We start from the raw sequence: 14217 nt of genomic DNA, 5'->3' as shown, positions 1-14217 counted from the left end.
GGTGGCGACCAGCACCCTGTAGGCAGCGATCTCCATGTGCTCGAACGTGTAGCCGGCCATCGACCCCTTGATGATCTCGTCGCCGACGACCAGACCGCTCAGCCCCTGGCCCATGCCCATGACCTTGCCGGCCACGTCCTTCAGCGTGGACACGTCGGTGCCGCGCCGTTTCAGGCAATCCTCGAGGGTGGCGGCTTGTAGCCGCGTCTCCTCCCCATGGCGGGCGATGCGGGCCTTGAGCTCCGGATAGTTCTCGATGCGCTCGGCCATGCCGTCGAGCATCTTGACGGCCTGCTGCTCCATGGCATGGGCATCGCGCAGCCACTGGTCCAGCCGGTCGTCGTCGGTCTGCGACCTGGGGATCCTCCGTTGATGCGGGAGCAACAAGACGCCGGCGACAGGGTTCCAAACCTTCGGTCTCGCCCGTCGCACCGCCGATTCAGGGGGCGACGCCCCGAGCTTTTGTCGGCCCATCGGTCATTGTGAGATCGGGTCCGCCGGCTCCGGCCGTTTCCCGGGAGCCGTCGATCGGGTTACGCCGACGGATGTTGCTCTGGCCGCACCACCTCGCCGTCTTCCTGGGTGAAGCTCGTCGGCGGGGTGTCGAGCAGCGCCAGCACGGATTCCGACGGCCGGCAGAGGCGGGTGCCCTTCTCCGTCTCGACGATGGGCCGGTTGATCAGGATCGGATGGGCCATCATCGCGTCGAGGATTGCCTCGTCCGTGAGCGAGGGGTCGCCGAGGCCGAGCGCCGCATAGGGCGTGCCCTTCTCGCGCAGCAACCGGCGGGGCGTGATCCCCATGGCCGCGATGAGGGAGATGAGCCTCTCCCGGCTGGGCGGCGTCTTCAGGTACTCGATCACGACCGGTTTCACGCCGCTCGCCCGGATCATGGCGAGCGTGTTGCGCGACGTGCCGCAGGCGGGGTTGTGGTAGATCGTGACCGTCATGGCGCAGGCTCCACCGACGCCTCCCGCGCGACCGGGAGGGCGAGGGTCACCAGCCAGCAGGCGGCGAGCATCACCGCCGATCCCGCGAGGCACCCGAGAATGCCGCCGGTCTGGAAAAGCAGGCCCGACAGCAGCGTGCCGGCGAAGCGCCCCGCCGCATTGGCCGCGTAATAAAAGCCCACATCTTCCGCCGCCTTCTCCGAGCCCGCATAGGCGAGGATGAGATAGGAATGGACGGAGGAATTGACGGCGAAGGCGAAGCCGAAGACGCAGAGGCCGACGACGAGGACGAGGTCCGCCCGCGGCGGCTGGAAGGCGAGGATCGCGGCGATGATCACCGGCACCAGCATCAGGGCGAAGGACCAGAGCCGCGCTGCCGGCACCTCGGTGGAGAGGCCGTCAGGGCTGCGCTTCACCAGCGCGGGCGCCGCCGCCTGGACGATCCCATAGCCCACCGTCCAGACCGCGAGGAATGCGCCGACCATCGGGAAGGTCCAGCCGGAGGCGTAGAGGAAGACCGGCAGGCCGACCACGAACCAGACGTCGCGGGCGCCGAACAGGCCGATGCGCGCGGCCGCCAGCAGGTTGACGCCGCGGCTCTTGCCGAAGAGCTCGCGCGCCGTGCCGCTGGCCTTGGCCTTGCCCATCATGGCGGGGAGCGACAGGACGACGCCGATCAGCACCAGCCCGAGCGCCGCCGCCATCAACCAGAGCGCCAGGCGGAAGCCGAAGGCCTCCAGCAGCAGGCCGCCGAGGAAGAAACCGGCGCCCTTCATCGCGTTCTTCGAGCCGGTGAACCAGGCCACCCAGCGGAACAGGCGACCGTCCGAACTGGCGTCGGCGCTGCGCGCCTCCTTCTCGGTGACCTTGATGGCCGATTTCGAGGCGGTCTTGGTCAGGTCCTTGGCGACGCCGCAGATGCCCTGGGCCGCCACCACCCAGGTGACCAGGAAGGCCGCCTCCCAGCCCGGCGACATGGCCGAGAGCAGCAGGAAGCCGGCGATCTGGGTCGAGAGGCCCACCGTCAGCATGCGCGTGATGCCGTAACGGGTGGCGAGCCACCCCCCTATGAAATTGGCGACGATGCCGGCGGCCTCGTAGAGCAGGAACAGCAACGCGAGGGTGAAGGGCGAATAGCCGAGCTTGAAGAAGGTGAAGAGGACGAGCATGCGCAGCGCGCCGTCCGTCAGCGTGAAGCCCCAATAGGCCGCCGTGACGATGGCGTAGTTGCGCAGACCGGCGGAGAGCGCGGCCATCTCAGATCCCGACCCGCGCCATATGCGTGGCGAGATCGACCATGCGGCAGGCATAGCCCATCTCGTTGTCGTACCAGGCGTAGACCTTGAGCATGACGCCGTCGGTCACCAGCGTGGAGGGGCCGTCGACGATGGCCGAGCGCGTGTCGCGGGCATAGTCCGCCGAGACCAGCGGCAGCGCCTCGAAGCCGAGAATGCCGGCGAGCGGGCCGGCCGCCGCGGCCTTGAAGAGATCGTTGACCTCGGCGACCGATGTCGCCCGCTTCACCTGGAAGACGCAGTCCGTCAGCGAAGCGTTGAGGACGGGCGCGCGCACCGCGTGGCCGTCGAGCCGCCCCTTCAACTCGGGATAGATCAATGCGATGGCGGTGGCGCTGCCGGTGGTCGTCGGCTGCAGCGAGAGCATGGCCGAGCGCGCCCGACGCAGGTCCTTGTGCGGCGCGTCGACGACGACATTCGTGTTGGTCGGGTCATGGATCGTGGTGATCTGGCCACGCTCGATTCCGATCGCTTCGTGGACGACCTTCACCACCGGCGCGAGGCAATTGGTGGTGCAGGAGGCGGCGGTGACGATGGGATGTTTCGCCGGATCATAGAGCTGCTCGTTGACGCCGACGACGACATTGAGAACGGAGGGGTCCTTGACCGGCGCGGCGACGATGACGCGCTTGGCGCCACGCTTCAGATGCCCCTCGAGCGTCGCGGGGGTGAGGAACTTGCCCGTACATTCCATCACCACGTCGACGCCGAGATCGCCCCAGGGAATGTCGGCGGGCGAGGCATGGGCGGAGAAGCTCATCCGCCTGTCGCCGATCCTCACCGCATCCTCGCCCTCGGCGGCGATGGCGCCGCGCCAGCGCCCCTGAACGCTGTCGAATTCGAGGAGGTGGGCGGCGGTCGCAGCGCCCCCCTTGATCTCGTTGAGATGGACGATGTCGAGCCGGTTGCCCGCCCGCGGATCGTCCGCCCCGCGATGGGCGGCGCCCAGAGCTGCCCGCAAGGCCAGCCGCCCGATGCGGCCCATGCCGCTGATTCCCACCCGCATGGCTGTCTCTCCGCTCGTCATGGCACGGGCGCGGGAAGCGGCGCGGCGGCCTCGCGCCGCTGGACTGCGGGGCCGGCCTCGTACCACCCCTTCGTCCGGTTCACGATCCAAACGACCGACAGCATCACCGGCACCTCGACGAGGACGCCGACGACGGTGGCCAGCGCCGCTCCTGAATTCAAACCGAACAGGCTGATGGCGGCCGCCACCGCCAGTTCGAAGAAGTTGCTCGCCCCGATCAGCGCCGAAGGCCCGGCGACGCAGTGCCGCTCGCCCGCCACGCGGTTGAGGAGATAGGCGAGGCCGGAGTTGAGATAGACCTGGATGAGGATCGGCACGGCCAGCATCGCGATGATCAGCGGCTGGGCGATGATCTGCCTCCCCTGGAAGCCGAACAGCAGCACCAGCGTCGCCAGGAGGGCGACGAGCGAGATGGGCTGGAGAATGGAGAGCGTCCGCTCCAGCGCGGCCGGACCGCCCGCCAGCAGGCGCCGGCGGAGCACCTGGGCGATGACCACCGGGATGACGATGTAGAGCACCACCGACAGCAGCAGCGTGGTCCAGGGCACGGTGATGGCCGAGAGACCGAGCAGCAGCCCGACGATGGGCGCGAAGGCCACCACCATGACGGCGTCGTTGAGCGCCACCTGGCTGAGGGTGAAATGCGGCTCGCCGCGCGCCAGGTTCGACCAGACGAAGACCATCGCCGTGCAGGGGGCAGCGGCCAGCACGATCAGGCCGGCGATGTAGGACTGGATTTCCGCGGCCGGCAGGTAAGGCCGGAACAGCCAGCCGATGAACAGCCAGCCGAGCAGCGCCATGGAGAAGGGTTTCACCGCCCAGTTGATGAAGAGCGTCACGCCGATGCCGCGCCAGAAGGCGCCGACCTGGCGCAGCGCCGAGAAGTCGATGCGCAGCAGCATCGGGATGATCATCAGCCAGATCAGCACCGCCACCGGCAGGTTGACGTTGGCGACTTCCGCCGCAGCGATCGTCGTGAACAGCCCCGGCACCGCGGTGCCGAGCCCGATACCGGCCACGATGCAGGCGAGGACCCAGAGGGTCAGATAGCGCTCGAACAGGGGCATGCTTCAGGCAACCTTCGGGGCCGGCCGCGTGGTGCCCCGAAACATGCCGGCGCCAGCCTTGTTGAGGATCGCTTCGGCCGTGATGGAGCGGGAGAGACTGCCGGTGCAAAGGAAGAGCACGTCGTCGATGCGGGTCGCTTCGGTCATGGCACGTCCGCCTTGGCTGCACAGGAGGGCGCAAGGCCCTGGATGATCGGTGCGCAGACCTCCGGCCGACCGCCGCAACAGTCCTGCACGAGGTGCAGCGTCATGGCGCGGAAGTGGTCGAGATCGGCCCGGTAGATGATCGAGCGGCTGTGGCGATGGGCGCTGACCAGCCGGGCACGGTGGAGGATCGCCAGATGGGACGACATCGTGTTCTGCGGAACGCTGCAGAGGCGCGCCAGTTCGCCGGCGGGCACGCCTTCAGGCTCGCTGGCCACAAGCGCCTTGAACGCGTTGAGCCGCGTCGGCTGGGCAAGGGCAGCAAGGGCCAAGATCACCTTTTCGTCATCCATATATCCAGAATCTTCGATTGATGTGACGTCGGGATGACAGCCGGCTTCTGCTGTCTCCGGATGCCGCCTCCCGAGGCCAAGATTTGTCCGCATGGGGTGATTCCGGCGCGAGTCGTCCCGCATGGGGGACTAAAGACCCAGATCCGACGGCCGCTCGGACGGTCAGTCGCAAGTCGTCCCGCCGCGCCTCGGGCCTGCCGTCCGCCGCTGGCCTGCTCAGTGGTTTACCTGTCGTCAAACCCACGCCGATAAAACTCCAGGATCGAGATGGAGTTTGGTGATGTTGCTGTCCCGCTTGCGCCTGAGCATCAAGATCCCCGCGCTCGTCGTCGGCGCCGCCATGACGACCGCCGTCGTTCTGGGCGTCTCGTCCTATATCGCCGCTCGCAACAATTCTCTGGCGATGATCCAGCAGTCGCTGTCGGCCGTTGCCACCGAGCGGCAGAAGGCCCTCGAGAGCTATTTCAGCGTGATACGCGAGGACACGCTGCTCATCGCGACGAGCGACATGGCGCGGGACGCGCTCGTCTCTTTCTCCGCCGGTTACCGTGATCTCGGGGACCGTGCCGCTGAGCGGCTCCAGGCCCTCTACATCGATGAGAACCCGCATCCGACCGGCAAGAAGGACGAACTTCAGGCGGCCGCCGACGGCTCGGCCTATTCACGCCACCATGCCCGGCTGCATCCCTGGTTCAACCGGTTGCAGCGCGACCGCGGCTATTACGACGTCTTCGTGTTCGATGCGGCCGGAAACCTCGTCTACACGGTGTTCAAGGAGCGCGACTTCGCGACCAATCTGGTGTCCGGCCAGTGGCGCGACAGCGATCTCGGCGTCGCGTTCCGCAAAGGCCTCGCGGCTGCGCCAGGCACCGTCCATCTCACCGATTTCCGCGCCTACGCGCCCTCGGACGATGCGCCGGCCGCCTTCATCTCGACGCCCATCGTCGATGCGGCCGGCAAGACTATCGGCGTCTTCGCCTTCCAGATGCCCGTCGACCGCATCAATGCGGTGATGACGGCCGCCCACGGACTGGGCGCCACAGGCGACGCGATCATCGTCGGCGGCGATGGCCTGATGCGCTCCAACTCCCGCTTCACCGCCACGGGGCAGAGCGACATCCTCAAGACCCAGGTGCGCTCACCCGTGATCGATACGGCCATACGGGGTGAGGCCGCCATCGGCGAGACAGCCTATCGTGACGCCACGAGCCTCGTCGCGGCCCGCCCCTTCAGCTTCGGCGACCTTCGCTGGTCGGTCACCGCACTCCAGGCCGAGGATGAGGCCCTGGCGCCCGTCCATGCGCTTCGCCGCAACCTCATCGTGATCGCCGTGCTCGTGCTGCTGGCCGTCGGCGTGCTCGGCTATCTGGTCGCAAAGACCCTGACGAAGCCGATCGTCGCCCTCGTCGGCGACATGGGCGATCTCGCCCGCGGGCGCCACGACATCAGGCTCGCCGGCATCGATCGCGGCGACGAGATCGGACTGATGTCACGGGCCGTCGGCGTGTTTCGGGACGGGGCCATCAAGCGCGAGCGTCTCGAGGCGCAGCAGCGCCGGCAGCGCGAACGCGACCTCGCGCGCCGCGCCAATATGGAAATGCTCGTGGAGCAGTTCCGCGGCGAGGTGTCGGGCGTGATTCACAATCTCTCCGACGGCACGTCGTCGATGCGCTCGGCGGCATCGGTTCTCTCGCGCGTCGCCTCGACCACGCTCGACCAGGCGACGGAGGCGCGCTCCGCATCGACCGAGTCGAACGCCAACGCCCAGAGCATCGCGAGCGCGACGGAGGAACTCGGCGCCTCGATCCGTGAGATCGCCGGCCAGGCGCACCAGGCCAGCGCCATCGTCAACGAGGTGCGGCAGCAGGCTCTCGCGACCAATCAGGACGTCGCGCAGCTCGCGGAGGGCGCGAAGAGCATCGGCCGTGTGGTCGAACTCATCCGCTCCATCGCGGACCAGACCAACCTCCTGGCTCTCAATGCGACGATCGAGGCGGCGCGGGCCGGAGAGGCGGGCCGGGGTTTTGCGGTGGTGGCGAGCGAGGTGAAGAGCCTTGCTACCCAAACCGCCCGGGCGACCGATGAGATCGCTGCGCGGATTTCTGCCATCCAATCCTCCACAGACACGGCAGTGTCGTCCATCGGCGCCATTGCCGGACGCATCGAGGACATTTCGTCGCTCAACTCGGCCATTGCCGCAGCGGTCGAGCAGCAGGACGCTGCGACACGCGAGATCGCCGGCAATGTCGCAAGGGCTGCAGACGGCAGCCAGGTCGTCTCCTCCAATGTCGAGGGTGTTGCGTCCTCGGCCTCGGACACGACGGGTGAGGCATCGCGGGTGATGAAGACCGCAGACATTCTCGGGGAGGCCTCTCAGGCACTCACCGCGTCCGTCGCCTCGTTCCTCGACAGCATCGGCGAGGATCTCGACGAACGCCGCCGGAATTCCCGCACCACCCTCTGCGAGCCGGGCACGGTCGAGGTTGAGGGGCGGACCATCCCTGTCGAGGTGGTCGACATCAGCGCCCAGGGAGCGCGTCTCGATCAACCTCTGAACCTTCCGGTCGGCACGATGGTTCAGCTGACGATGGACGGCGTCGCGGCAGGCGGGCGTGTCGTCTGGACGGGGGAGGCCGGAACCGGCATCGAGTTCGACCAGGCGCTGGCCTCATTGCCTCCCGCAGCCGAGGCCGCCATGGCGGCAGCGGCCTGAGCGGCCGCGAGAGACCCGGGCGACGCGGGCCTCTGCAAGTAACTGCCCTTCGCTCCGCGCTGCGAGGGCTGCGCCCGTCGCGTTGCGGCGAGGTGAGGACCCTAGTCGTTCACGCCTGTCTCGGCGAAGCGGAAGCCGTCCGTCTTCTTCGTGAACAGGAAGTACATGTCGCCGCAAAAGATCATGAAGGAGTCGGTGCCGTCGCCGCTCCTGTCGTAGACGGGGCGCGCGGTCCGCAGGCAGGTGCGATTGCGCGTCGTGAAGATCTGCCGGTAGACCCGCCCCTCGAAAGCGGCGCGGTCGTGCAGGTCGCTGGTGTGGAGCATAGGCAGGCGGGTGAGTGAAGTCACCGCGGCGCGGTCGTTCGCCTGCACGGCCTGGCGGAAGGAGACCAGGAACTGACGGAATTCGGCGGCGACGGCCGGAGGCGCGGCAAGCTGCTGCTGGGCGACCGCAGCCCCGGCCGAAAAAGCCGCGAGAACAAGTCCGGAGGCGGCGGCAAAGGCGGTGCGGCGGCGGTTCGATGACATCGTACCATAGTCCCTGGTTGATCCCGACATGAGGCGACCGTGGGGCGCCTGTCCGGTGTCTGGCACCGCCTGATCGGCCCTGGCTTCGCGCGGCACCAAGGTGGCGCCCCTTACGAACGGCTGGCTTCCCGGGGGCGTGCCTCTCTCTGCCAGGGCTTATGGCAGGGGGGCTGCTGGAGGCTCATGCCGCGACGCAAGCCGGCGTGTTTCCAAGGATTCCGGACAGGCTCCTGCGCCGGCAGCCGGTTCATCCACCATGGAGGCTTCCGCGCTCATCTGGAACGACTGCGCGGGCTGGCCGTGTTGAGAACGGGCCCTTTTAGCGCATGAGCTTCGGCAGCCACAGGATCAACGGCGGCCAGGCCATGGCGATCAGCAGCGGGATGAGCTGGATCATCATGAAGGGCGTGACGCCGCGGTAGATGGTGCCGATGGTGACGTGGGGCGGGCAGATGCCCTTCAGATAATAGAGTGAGGCCCCGAACGGCGGCGAGATGAACGACGTCTGCAGGTTCACGGCCACGAGGATGCCGAACCAGATCAGGGTCTCCTCCCGTGTCATGCCCATCCCGAAGTTCAGGTCCGCCACGATGGGTGCGACGAGAACGATCAGGATGAAGGTGATCTCCACCCACTCGAGCACGAAGCCGAGGATGAAGACCGCCAGCATGATGATGATGAGGACGCCCCAGGCGCCGACGGTGTCGACGAAGAGCATGTTGCGGACGAGGTCGTCGCCGCCGATGCGCAGGAAGAGCCCGGTGAAGCATGTCGCGCCGATCATCACCATGGCGATCATCGCCGTCGTGCGCGTGGTCGAGTGAAGGATTGGCGGCAGCGACGACCAGCGGAACTCGCGGGAGAAGGCTGCGAGGATCGTGGCGCCGAGGGCGCCGATCGCGGCCGCCTCTGTCGGGGTGGCGATCCCCGCGGCAATCGAGCCGAGGACGGCGACGATCAGCCCCAGCGGCGCCACCAGATTGGCGCCGGCCTCGAGCAGCAGCGCACCGAGCGGAATGCCTTCGCGCCGCTCGATGGCGGGCATGCGCTGCGGCCAGAGCACCGCGCCGATCAGGATCCAGACGATAAAGAGCACCCCGAGCAGGATGCCGGGTACGAGAGCGCCGAGGAACAGGTCCCCGACCGAGACCTGCAGCACCTCGCCGAGCACCACGAGCATGATGCTCGGCGGGATCAGGATGCCGAGCGTGCCCGAGGCCGCGATGATGCCGGTGGCGATCTGCGGGTCGTAGCCGCGCTCCAGCATGGCCGGCAGGCCGAGCAGGCCGAGCATGACGATGGAGGCGCCGACGATGCCCGTGGAGGCCGCCATGATGATGCCGATCACCGCGACGGCGATGGCGTAGCCGCCCGGCAGGGGGCCCATGAGCCTTGCGAGCGAGGTCAGGAGCCGCCCGGCGATGCCCGACTTGTCGAGCATCAGGCCCATGTAGACGAAGAGCGGGATCGAGAGCAGCAGCCAGTCGGCGAGAATGCCGGAATAGATCCGCGTCACGAAGGTGAAGAGAAAGGCGATGGGAACGTCGGCGACGAGGCAGAAGCTGACGGCGATCCCTGCCATGACGAAGCCCATGGGATAGCCGCTGAAGGCGCCCGCGACGAGCACGACGAGCATGGCGATGGGCAACCATTGTCCGGTCACGTGGTCATGCCTTCCTCGGGAGCGACGCCCTGTCTGCGGGTAAACCAGTCGACGCTTGCGGGGTCGCGGCCGGGGCCGACCAGGGCGACGACGTGCTGGATGATCTTCACCACCACCACGATGGCCAGCAGCGCGAAGCCGAGCGGCATCATGCCCTTGACGAGGTACCGGTCCTCGAGCCCGCCTGTCGTCGAGCGCTCGCCCGTGCGGAACGCGGTCCCGGTGAAGCGCCAGGAGAAGTGCAGCATGAACAGCGTGAACGGCAGAAGCAGAAGCGTGTCGCCGATCAGTTCGATGATGACGCGCGTGCGCGCGGTCCAGCGGCCGGCGACGAAGTCGATGCGCACATGGGCGTCGGTCTCGACCGCATAGACGATGCCGAGCATCACCATGACGGCGAAGAGGTGCCATTGCAGTTCGGTCAGCCCCGTAACCGTGAGCCGGTCGCCGAACAGCGGCACCTCGAGGCCCCAGACGACGATGGTGGAGAGGCGCAGCTGGCTCGCCAGCACCGTCCCCAGGATGACGACAATGACCGGCGGCAGGGTCCAGCTGGCGAGGCGGCAGAAGCCGCTCGCCAGTCGGCTGGCGCGATCCAGGATTTTCAGGGCTGCATCCACGATCGGGAGTTCCTCACGGGCGACGGCCGGCACACGAGGCGCCGGCCGGGTGATGTCCGTCCGTTCCGGTCAGCGCTGCGGCGCCGGGATGCGCTGCAGCTCCCGCCACTCGCCCACCTTGGCGATGTAGTCGCGCAGGCTGGTCAGGGCCTCCTTGAACAGCGGATCCCGCGCCGCCTGCTCGTTCAGCACCTCTTCCGAGGCCTTCTGCAGGGCGGTGAGGACGGTGTCGGGGAAGCGCCGGATAGTGACGCCCTGGGTACGGTAATATTCGAGGGCGGTCCGCTGGGTGTCGATCTGGTCGTACATGTTGAAGGTCACGTTCGCCATGCAGGCCTCGCGCATGATGGTGCGCTGCCGGTCGGTGAACGAGTTCCACACGCCCTTGTTGATGATGATCGAGTCCCAGGTCGCGAGCTGGTGCCAGCCGGGGAAGTAGTAGTTCTTGGCGACCCGGTAGAAGCCGAGGCCGCGGTCGATCGAGGGCAGCGAGAACTCGGTGGCGTCGATACGGCCGCGCTCCAGCGCCACGAAGATCTCGCCCGCGGGCACGAGCTGCGTGGACACGCCGAGCTTCGACAGGACGAGTGCGCCGAGGCCGGCGATGCGCATGCGCAGGCCCTTCAGGTCGTCGACCGAGTTGATCTCCTTGCGGAACCAGCCGCCGGCCTCGGAATCGACGAGGTGACAGGGCAGGATGACCACGTTGTGCGGGTCATAAGCCTTCTGGATGATTTCGAGGCCGCCGCCGCGGAACATCCAGGCGAGCAGGATCTCGGGCGAGGCGCCGAACGGCATGGCGCTGACGAGGTTGGTCACAGGGATCTGGTTGGCCCAGTATCCCATCCAGTCGAAGGCCATGGGAATGGCACCCGACGACACCGCGCCGAACATCTCGAGCGGCGGCGAGAGTTCGCCGGCGTTGCGGACGCGGATCTTCACCTCGCCGTTGGTCATGGCCTCGACCATCTGCGCCCAGCGGCCCGGGCTCGGGCCGAGGGACGGCAGGTTGACCGGGAAGCCGTGCTGCAGGTCGAACGTCCGCGACTGTTGCGCCATGGCGGGATTTGCCGCCGGAACCAGGGTCGCCGCGGCCATGAGTCCGAGGCCCGCCGCCATTGTCTTCAAGAGTTTCATCGCCGTTTCCTCCTCCGGCAGGTCAAGAAGCCCGCTTGGCCATTCGGCCTTGGTGATGCCGGATCATCCTGGGCGGGGGCCAGGATGCCGTCGAGCCCCGATCAGGCACGCGTGCCCTGCGGCAACTCCTGGTCGGATGGTGCGATGGGGTGGTGCTGCATGTGCCGCGCGGCGATGTAGCCGAAGGTCATGGCCGGTCCGAGGGTGATGCCGCCGCCGGGATAATTGCCGCCCATGATGCTCGCAGCGTCGTTGCCGGCGGCATAGAGCCCTGGGATCGGGGCGCCGCTCTCGTCGAGCACGCGGGCGTCGGCGTCGCAGCGGATGCCGGCGAAGGTGCCGAGCTCCCCTGGAACCACCTCCACGGCGTAGAAGGGTCCGGTCTCGATGGGGGCGACGCAGGGGTTCGGCTTGACATCGGGATCGCCGAGATAGCGGTTGTAGGCGGTGCTGCCACGACCGAAGGCGGGATCCTCGCCGCGGCGTGCCGTCTCGTTGAAGTCGCGGATCGTCGCCTCGAAAGCCTCCGGATCGATCCCGGCCGCGGCTGCGAGCTCCCGCAGGGTCCGCCCCTTCTTCAGGTAACCGTTGGCGAGAACGGGCGTGAGCGGCACCGGAAACGGCTTGACGAAGCCGAGCCCGTAGCGCCGCAGGGTCGGATGATCGGTGATGAGCAGAGCCCGGACCTCTGCCCCCTTCGGCGTCGCCCTGAACAGGCCCTGCATGAAGTCGTGATAGGAATTCGCCTCGTTGACGAAGCGCCGGCCTGCCGGCGTCACCGCGATGACGCCCGGCTTGGCGCGATCGATGAAGTGGGGGAAGAGCCCGATGGAGCCGTCGCGGCGCGGCACCCGCGAGACGGGCGCCCAGGCTGCCGGATTGGGATAGTCGGTGACCACAGCGGCGCCGACACGTTCGGCGAGCCCCAGACCGTCGCCGGTGTTGCCGGGCGGGGCGGGGGAGTAGTGCTCCTCGCCCGTCGGCGCATGCGGATAGAGCGCCTTGCGTCGTTCGGCGTTGCGGGGAAAGCCGCCGCTGGCCAGCACGACGCCGCGACGGGCATGGATATCGACCGGACCGTCCGGCGTGTCGACGATCCCGCCGATCACGCGCCCGTCGCGGACGATGAGGTCCCTGAGGCCACTGGACGTGCGGATGGGAATGCCGAGATCGAGGGCCGACTTCGCCAGACGGCCGATCAGCGCATTGCCATTGGTGAGGCGCATGGCGCGACCGTGCAGGGCAAGGTCGCGGGCATAGCGCGCGAGCAGCATGCCGACATAGCCGGCCGACTTCACCGAGCGCGTCACGTTGAAGAAGTGCAGCAGCTCCTTGCCGGAGCCGATCATCATGCCGAGGAAGGTGATCTCGGGGAGCGGCGGGCGCAGGCGCTTGATCTCGGCGCCGAGCTCCCGGCCGTCGAAAGGCTCGGCGACGATGGAGCGACCGCCGGGTTTCGCACCCGGTGCGTCCGGATGGTAGTCGGAGAAGGCCGGCCCAAGCACGAACTTCACCGCGGTGTTCTTCTCGAAGAACGACACCATCTCCGGCCCATTGGCGAGGAAGGCGTCGACCCTCTCGCCGTCGAAATGGTTGGCCGCCTCGTGCTGCAGGTAGCGGCGGGCCTCGGCCGGCGTGTCGGCGATCCCGGCCTCCTGCGCATGGGGATTGCAGGGGATCCAGAGCCACCCGCCCGACCGTGCAGAGGCGCCGCCGAACAGGGGCTCCTTCTCGACGACGATCACGTCGAGCCCGCCAAGCCGCGCGGTCACAGCGGCGGCGAGACCTCCGGCGCCGGAGCCGACGACGAGCGTGTCGGTCATGATGGCCGTCACGGACAGGGCCTCCCTTGAGGGGTTGGGGTCGCCAGATATTCGCAATGAACGAATGCGTTCGTCACGCTAGGCGAGGTCCTGCCTCGATGGCAAGCAGCCGTTCGGCGGGTCCTGATCTGCACATGTCAGACGGCGAGATAGCCTCCGTCGACGACCAGCGTCGTGCCGGTGACGTAGGTCGACATGGGCGAGCAGAGGAAGACGACCGGACCGACCAGTTCCTCCGGTTCGCCGAACCTCGCCATCGGAATCCGGGCGAGGAATTTCGCCGCGCGCGCCGGATCATTGCGGGTGGCGGTCGTCATCTCGGTGGCGATGGTCCCCGGGGCGATGGCGTTGACGCGCACGCCGCTCTGGGCGAGTTCCTGCGCCAGGTTCTGGGTCAGCATCTTCAGGGCCGCCTTGGACGTCGAATAGCCGAGGGACGTGGCGGTGGAGACGAAGGCGGCGATGGACGCGATGTTGACGATGCAGCCGCGGGTCCGCTTCAGCGCCGGCAGCACCGCCATGGTGACGTTGAGCGCACCGTCGAGGTTCACCTTCATCACCGCGTCCCAGGCCTCGAAGAGGGTGGGATCGTCGATGCCGTGGCGCGGGCAGATGCCGGCGCCGTTAACGAGGATGGAGACGTCGCCGGTCCTGTCCATGATGCCGGCGAGGACAGCTGCGGCACCCGTGCGGTCGGTGACGTCGAGGGCAGCCCATTCGGCCCGGCCTCCTGCGGCCGTCACGGCGTCGGCGGTGGCGCGGCACGCCTCCTCCGACCGGTCCGTGGCGATCACCACGGCCCCCTCGCGCGCGAGGCCAAGGCACAGCGCCCGCCCGATGCCGCCGCCGGCCCCCGTCACCAGCGCCACGCGCCCCTGAAGCATCATCTCGGTCT

General features: G+C 67.9%; 14 protein-coding genes. 1 reads left to right on the top strand and 13 read right to left on the bottom strand.

Going from position 1 to position 14217, the window contains the following annotated elements:
* From ACT6XY_RS05480 to ACT6XY_RS05450, 7 genes are all read right to left on the bottom strand, one after another.
* Positions 1-384, bottom strand: a 384-nt coding sequence (locus tag ACT6XY_RS05480; RefSeq protein WP_444747320.1) for a ferritin-like domain-containing protein, incomplete at its 3' end; no start/stop codon positions are given.
* 149 nt (positions 385-533) lie between these two features.
* Positions 534-950 (bottom strand): arsenate reductase (glutaredoxin), encoded by a 417-nt coding sequence (gene arsC / locus ACT6XY_RS05475; RefSeq protein ID WP_444747319.1) that lies wholly within the window; start codon positions 948-950, stop codon positions 534-536.
* Complete coding sequence (gene arsJ, locus ACT6XY_RS05470; RefSeq protein WP_444747318.1) at positions 947-2206, bottom strand: organoarsenical effux MFS transporter ArsJ; 1260 nt, start codon at positions 2204-2206, stop codon at positions 947-949. Before arsJ ends, arsC begins: the two co-directional genes overlap by 4 nt.
* A 1-nt stretch (position 2207) precedes the next feature.
* Positions 2208-3251: an ArsJ-associated glyceraldehyde-3-phosphate dehydrogenase gene (locus ACT6XY_RS05465; protein ID WP_444747317.1), complete on the bottom strand. Its 1044-nt coding sequence runs from the start codon at positions 3249-3251 to the stop codon at positions 2208-2210.
* A gap of 17 nt (positions 3252-3268) precedes the next feature.
* The gene (arsB, locus tag ACT6XY_RS05460; protein WP_444747316.1) at positions 3269-4339 is read right to left on the bottom strand and encodes an ACR3 family arsenite efflux transporter; all 1071 of its coding nucleotides are present in this window, start codon (positions 4337-4339) and stop codon (positions 3269-3271) included.
* 3 nt (positions 4340-4342) lie between these two features.
* On the bottom strand, positions 4343-4486 hold the full coding sequence (locus tag ACT6XY_RS05455; protein WP_444747315.1) for a hypothetical protein: 144 nt from the start codon (positions 4484-4486) through the stop codon (positions 4343-4345).
* Positions 4483-4836, bottom strand: a complete 354-nt coding sequence (locus ACT6XY_RS05450; protein ID WP_444747314.1) for an ArsR/SmtB family transcription factor — start codon at positions 4834-4836, stop codon at positions 4483-4485. Before ACT6XY_RS05450 ends, ACT6XY_RS05455 begins: the two co-directional genes overlap by 4 nt.
* Before the next feature lie 280 nt (positions 4837-5116).
* Here ACT6XY_RS05450 and ACT6XY_RS05445 point away from each other — a divergent pair, with 280 nt between their 5' ends.
* On the top strand, positions 5117-7549 hold the full coding sequence (locus ACT6XY_RS05445) for a methyl-accepting chemotaxis protein (RefSeq protein WP_444747313.1): 2433 nt from the start codon (positions 5117-5119) through the stop codon (positions 7547-7549).
* Positions 7550-7650: 101 nt separating this feature from the next.
* Here ACT6XY_RS05445 and ACT6XY_RS05440 read toward each other — a convergent pair whose 3' ends face one another.
* The 6 genes from ACT6XY_RS05440 to ACT6XY_RS05415 form a co-directional block, all read right to left on the bottom strand.
* Complete coding sequence (locus tag ACT6XY_RS05440) at positions 7651-8079, bottom strand: hypothetical protein (protein ID WP_444747312.1); 429 nt, start codon at positions 8077-8079, stop codon at positions 7651-7653.
* 319 nt (positions 8080-8398) lie between these two features.
* Entirely contained in the window at positions 8399-9742 is a 1344-nt protein-coding gene (locus ACT6XY_RS05435) for a TRAP transporter large permease (protein ID WP_444747311.1), read from the bottom strand.
* A complete protein-coding gene (locus ACT6XY_RS05430; RefSeq protein WP_444747310.1) occupies positions 9739-10362 on the bottom strand; it encodes a TRAP transporter small permease subunit in 624 nt (207 codons plus the stop codon). Before ACT6XY_RS05430 ends, ACT6XY_RS05435 begins: the two co-directional genes overlap by 4 nt.
* A gap of 69 nt (positions 10363-10431) precedes the next feature.
* Positions 10432-11499: a TRAP transporter substrate-binding protein gene (locus ACT6XY_RS05425; protein ID WP_444747309.1), complete on the bottom strand. Its 1068-nt coding sequence runs from the start codon at positions 11497-11499 to the stop codon at positions 10432-10434.
* A 101-nt stretch (positions 11500-11600) separates the two neighbouring features.
* Positions 11601-13322, bottom strand: coding sequence for an FAD-dependent oxidoreductase (locus ACT6XY_RS05420; RefSeq protein WP_444747323.1), 1722 nt, complete (start codon positions 13320-13322; stop codon positions 11601-11603).
* Between the two features lie 137 nt (positions 13323-13459).
* Positions 13460-14209, bottom strand: a complete 750-nt coding sequence (locus ACT6XY_RS05415; protein ID WP_444747308.1) for an SDR family NAD(P)-dependent oxidoreductase — start codon at positions 14207-14209, stop codon at positions 13460-13462.
* Positions 14210-14217 lie beyond the last annotated feature (8 nt).

The sequence above is a fragment of the Phreatobacter sp. genome (assembly GCF_052440005.1).
Classification (GTDB): Bacteria; Pseudomonadota; Alphaproteobacteria; order Rhizobiales; family Phreatobacteraceae; genus Phreatobacter.
Note: the sequence above shows the minus strand (reverse complement) of the source record. Positions and strands in the feature narration are given on the sequence as shown.

Excerpts from the sequence above, each read along its gene's own strand:
- arsC (WP_444747319.1), bottom strand. The coding sequence starts at position 950 with ATGACGGTCACGATCTACCACAACCCCGCCTGCGGCACGTCGCGCAAC.
- ACT6XY_RS05420 (WP_444747323.1), bottom strand. The coding sequence starts at position 13,322 with ATGACCGACACGCTCGTCGTCGGCTCCGGCGCCGGAGGTCTCGCCGCC.
- ACT6XY_RS05455 (WP_444747315.1), bottom strand. The coding sequence starts at position 4,486 with ATGACCGAAGCGACCCGCATCGACGACGTGCTCTTCCTTTGCACCGGC.
- ACT6XY_RS05425 (WP_444747309.1), bottom strand. The coding sequence starts at position 11,499 with ATGAAACTCTTGAAGACAATGGCGGCGGGCCTCGGACTCATGGCCGCG.
- ACT6XY_RS05440 (WP_444747312.1), bottom strand. The coding sequence starts at position 8,079 with ATGTCATCGAACCGCCGCCGCACCGCCTTTGCCGCCGCCTCCGGACTT.
- arsB (WP_444747316.1), bottom strand. The coding sequence starts at position 4,339 with ATGCCCCTGTTCGAGCGCTATCTGACCCTCTGGGTCCTCGCCTGCATC.
- ACT6XY_RS05445 (WP_444747313.1), top strand. The coding sequence starts at position 5,117 with ATGTTGCTGTCCCGCTTGCGCCTGAGCATCAAGATCCCCGCGCTCGTC.
- ACT6XY_RS05450 (WP_444747314.1), bottom strand. The coding sequence starts at position 4,836 with ATGGATGACGAAAAGGTGATCTTGGCCCTTGCTGCCCTTGCCCAGCCG.
- ACT6XY_RS05415 (WP_444747308.1), bottom strand. The coding sequence starts at position 14,209 with ATGATGCTTCAGGGGCGCGTGGCGCTGGTGACGGGGGCCGGCGGCGGC.
- ACT6XY_RS05465 (WP_444747317.1), bottom strand. The coding sequence starts at position 3,251 with ATGCGGGTGGGAATCAGCGGCATGGGCCGCATCGGGCGGCTGGCCTTG.
- arsJ (WP_444747318.1), bottom strand. The coding sequence starts at position 2,206 with ATGGCCGCGCTCTCCGCCGGTCTGCGCAACTACGCCATCGTCACGGCG.